This window comes from Erysipelatoclostridium sp. MSK.23.31 (genome assembly GCF_019125875.1).
GTDB classification, from domain to species: Bacteria; Bacillota_I; Bacilli_A; order Erysipelotrichales; family Coprobacillaceae; genus Thomasclavelia; species Thomasclavelia ramosa.
Genome location: NZ_JAHOCB010000081.1, coordinates 1 through 4,458, shown reverse-complemented (window position 1 = coordinate 4,458; position 4,458 = coordinate 1). Strand labels below are relative to the sequence as shown.

Annotated in this window: 3 rRNA genes; all 3 read left to right on the top strand. The window is 49.1% G+C overall.

What is annotated here, in order from left to right:
- A 16S ribosomal RNA gene (locus KSU54_RS18160) occupies positions 1 to 991 on the top strand; the annotation flags it as partial.
- A gap of 290 nt (positions 992 to 1,281) precedes the next feature.
- Positions 1,282 to 4,196: ribosomal RNA gene (locus KSU54_RS18155) — 23S ribosomal RNA — on the top strand.
- 115 nt (positions 4,197 to 4,311) lie between these two features.
- Positions 4,312 to 4,420, top strand: a 5S ribosomal RNA gene (rrf, locus tag KSU54_RS18150).
- The last annotated feature ends 38 nt before the right edge of the window (positions 4,421 to 4,458 follow it).

Genomic DNA, 4,458 nt, shown 5'->3' with positions numbered 1-4,458 from the left:
GGCAAGCGTTATCCGGAATTATTGGGCGTAAAGAGGGAGCAGGCGGCAGCAAGGGTCTGTGGTGAAAGCCTGAAGCTTAACTTCAGTAAGCCATAGAAACCAGGCAGCTAGAGTGCAGGAGAGGATCGTGGAATTCCATGTGTAGCGGTGAAATGCGTAGATATATGGAGGAACACCAGTGGCGAAGGCGACGATCTGGCCTGCAACTGACGCTCAGTCCCGAAAGCGTGGGGAGCAAATAGGATTAGATACCCTAGTAGTCCACGCCGTAAACGATGAGTACTAAGTGTTGGATGTCAAAGTTCAGTGCTGCAGTTAACGCAATAAGTACTCCGCCTGAGTAGTACGTTCGCAAGAATGAAACTCAAAGGAATTGACGGGGGCCCGCACAAGCGGTGGAGCATGTGGTTTAATTCGAAGCAACGCGAAGAACCTTACCAGGTCTTGACATACTCATAAAGGCTCCAGAGATGGAGAGATAGCTATATGAGATACAGGTGGTGCATGGTTGTCGTCAGCTCGTGTCGTGAGATGTTGGGTTAAGTCCCGCAACGAGCGCAACCCTTATCGTTAGTTACCATCATTAAGTTGGGGACTCTAGCGAGACTGCCAGTGACAAGCTGGAGGAAGGCGGGGATGACGTCAAATCATCATGCCCCTTATGACCTGGGCTACACACGTGCTACAATGGATGGTGCAGAGGGAAGCGAAGCCGCGAGGTGAAGCAAAACCCATAAAACCATTCTCAGTTCGGATTGTAGTCTGCAACTCGACTACATGAAGTTGGAATCGCTAGTAATCGCGAATCAGCATGTCGCGGTGAATACGTTCTCGGGCCTTGTACACACCGCCCGTCACACCACGAGAGTTGATAACACCCGAAGCCGGTGGCCTAACCGCAAGGAAGGAGCTGTCTAAGGTGGGATTGATGATTGGGGTGAAGTCGTAACAAGGTATCCCTACGGGAACGTGGGGATGGATCACCTCCTTTCTAAGGAGAAACGCATGATCGAAGATGATGCACAAGAGAAGTGATGTTTCGAAGATACTGTTTAGTTTTGAGTGATACTCAGGTATGACTCAGAGATCATTGAAAACTGGATAATAGAAAATAAATTGCGATAGAAATAGAAAATGAGATCGAAATAGTAATTGTTATTATTGAGGTCTTTCTAGAAAAGTCGAAAACTAAGAATTTTCATCACTAAAAAACATAAATCGAAACGGATGGATGGATTTTAGTAAATAGTTGAAAATAGTAATCAAGCAAACACCAAAATAGGTAAAGTAAGAAAGAGCGTATGGCGGATGCCTAGGCACAGAGAGGCGAAGAAGGACGCAGCAAACAGCGAAATGCGACGGTTAGCAGTAAGCATGCAACGATCCGTCGATGTCCGAATGGGGGAACCCACCTGGAGTAGAGACCAGGTATCCTGAAGTGAATAAATAGCTTCAGAGAGGCGAGACTCAGGGAACTGAAACATCTAAGTACCTGAAGGAAGAGAAAATAAACGAATGATTCCCTAAGTAGCGGCGAGCGAAAGGGGAAGAGCCCAAACCGATCTTAGGATCGGGGTTGTAGGACTGTCGGCAAAGAGCAAGAAATCATTATAGGCGAACGGAATGGGAAGTCCGGCGAAACAGGGTGACAGCCCCGTAGCCGAAATAGTGAAGAAGCACGAGACAGCACCTGAGTACGGCGGGACACGAGGAATCCTGTCGGAATCCACCAGGACCATCTGGTAAGGCTAAATACTCCTCTGTGACCGATAGTGAACCAGTACCGTGAGGGAAAGGTGAAAAGAACCCCGGGAGGGGAGTGAAATAGAACCTGAAACCATATGCTTACAAGAAGTTAGAGCCCGTTAAAGGGTGATAGCGTGCCTTTTGTAGAATGAACCGGCGAGTTACGATATGGAGCGAGGTTAAGCAGGATATGCGGAGCCGAAGCGAAAGCGAGTCTTAACAGGGCGAAAGTTGCATGTCGTAGACCCGAAACCGAGTGATCTAGCCATGACCAGGTTGAAGTTGGGGTAAAACCCGATGGAGGACCGAACCGACCCCCGTTGAAACGTTGGCGGATGAGTTGTGGCTAGGGGTGAAATTCCAATCGAACTCGGAGATAGCTGGTTCTCCCCGAAATAGCTTTAGGGCTAGCGTCGAGGTAAAGTCGTGTGAAGGTAGAGCACTGAATATGTGATGGCCCCATCTCGGGGTACTGAACATAATCAAACTCCGAATGTCACAAAGATATACTCGGCAGTCAGACAGTGGGTGATAAGGTCCATTGTCAAAAGGGAAACAGCCCAGACCATCAGCTAAGGTCCCAAAATATATACTAAGTGGAAAAGGATGTGGAGATGTCCAGACAACTAGGAGGTTGGCTCAGAAGCAGCCATCCTTTAAAGAGTGCGTAACAGCTCACTAGTCGAATGACTCTGCGCCGATAATTTACCGGGGCTAAGTATATTACCGAAGCTATGGATTTACGCGTAAGCGTGAGTGGTAGGGGAGCGTTCTATGTGCGGAGAAGCGGTACCGTAAGGAGCCGTGGAGCGCATAGAAGAGAGAATGCCGGTGTGAGTAGCGAAACGTGGGTGAGAATCCCACGCACCGAAAACCCAAGGTTTCCAGAGGAAGGTTCGTCCGCTCTGGGTAAGTCGGGACCTAAGGCGAGGCCGAGAGGCGTAGTCGATGGACAACAGGTAGAGATTCCTGTACTTACGGTATGAATGATGGAGTGACGGAGAAGGCTAGCGGATCCTGCTGATGGAAATGCAGGTGCAAGCGAGGTAGCCGACAGCCAGGCAAATCCGGCTGTCGAAAGGCAAAGGCGTGAGGCGTATGGAAAGCTGCGGCAAGTACAGAAGTCCGTGAAGCCAGCTTCCAAGAAAAGCTTCTAGTGATAATCATACAGTAACCCGTACCGAAAATGGACACACATGGGTGAGGAGAGAATCCTAAGGTGAGCGAGAGAACTATAGCTAAGGAACTCTGCAAAATGACTCCGTAACTTAGGGATAAGGAGTGCTCATAGAGATATGAGCCGCAGTGAAACGGCCCAAGCGACTGTTTACCAAAAACACAGCTCTATGCTAAGTCGAAAGACGACGTATATGGGGTGACGCCTGCCCGGTGCTGGAAGGTTAAGAGGATGTGTCAGCGCAAGCGAAGCATTGAATTGAAGCCCCAGTAAACGGCGGCCGTAACTATAACGGTCCTAAGGTAGCGAAATTCCTTGTCAGGTAAGTTCTGACCCGCACGAAAGGCGTAACGATTTGGGCGCTGTCTCAGCTGTAGACTCGGTGAAGTCTTAGTACCTGTGAAGATGCAGGTTACCCGCGACTAGACGGAAAGACCCCATGGAGCTTTACTGTAGCTTGATATTGGACTTTGATGCAAGATGTACAGGATAGGTAGGAGACTGAGAGACATGCACGCCAGTGTGTGAGGAGTCAATGTTGGGATACTACTCTTCTTGTATTGGAGTTCTAACCGGATGCCATGGAACTGGCAACGGGACAGTGTCAGGTGGGCAGTTTGACTGGGGCGGTCGCCTCCCAAAGAGTAACGGAGGCGCCCAAAGATACCCTCAGCTTGGATGGAAATCAAGCGCAGAGTGCAAAGGCATAAGGGTGTTTGACTGCGAGACCTACAAGTCGAGCAGGGACGAAAGTCGGGCTTAGTGATCCGGCGGTGCTGAATGGAAAGGCCGTCGCTCAACGGATAAAAGCTACCCTGGGGATAACAGGCTGATCTCCCCCAAGAGTTCACATCGACGGGGAGGTTTGGCACCTCGATGTCGGCTCATCGCATCCTGGAGCTGAAGTCGGTTCCAAGGGTTGGGCTGTTCGCCCATTAAAGCGGTACGCGAGCTGGGTTCAGAACGTCGTGAGACAGTTCGGTCCCTATCTGTCGTGGGCGTAGGAAGTTTGAGAAGATCTGTCCTCAGTACGAGAGGACCGGGATGGACATATCAATGGTGCACCAGTTGTCACGCCAGTGGCACAGCTGGGTAGCTAAATATGGAAGGGATAAACGCTGAAGGCATCTAAGTGTGAAACCCACTTCAAGATGAGACTTCCCATTACGCAAGTAAGTAAGACCCCTTAAAGACGATAAGGTTGATAGGTCAGGAGTGTAAGCATGGCGACATGTTCAGCGGACTGATACTAATAGGTCGAGGACTTAACCTAGAGAAAAAGGGTTAAGGCTTGAAACTGAAAGAAGACAAAGTGGAAGACAAAAGACGCAAGAAAACTATTATCTAGTTTTGAGTGATTCTCGAAAGGAATTGCTTAGAAAAGAAGATCTGGTAGCGATAGCATGATGGACACACCTGTTCCCATACCGAACACAGAAGTTAAGCATCATAACGGCGAAGATAGTACCAAGGTGCGACAATAGCAAGCTGCCGGTTTTTTTTTTATTTACGGATACCTCTGCGTATCCTTTTTT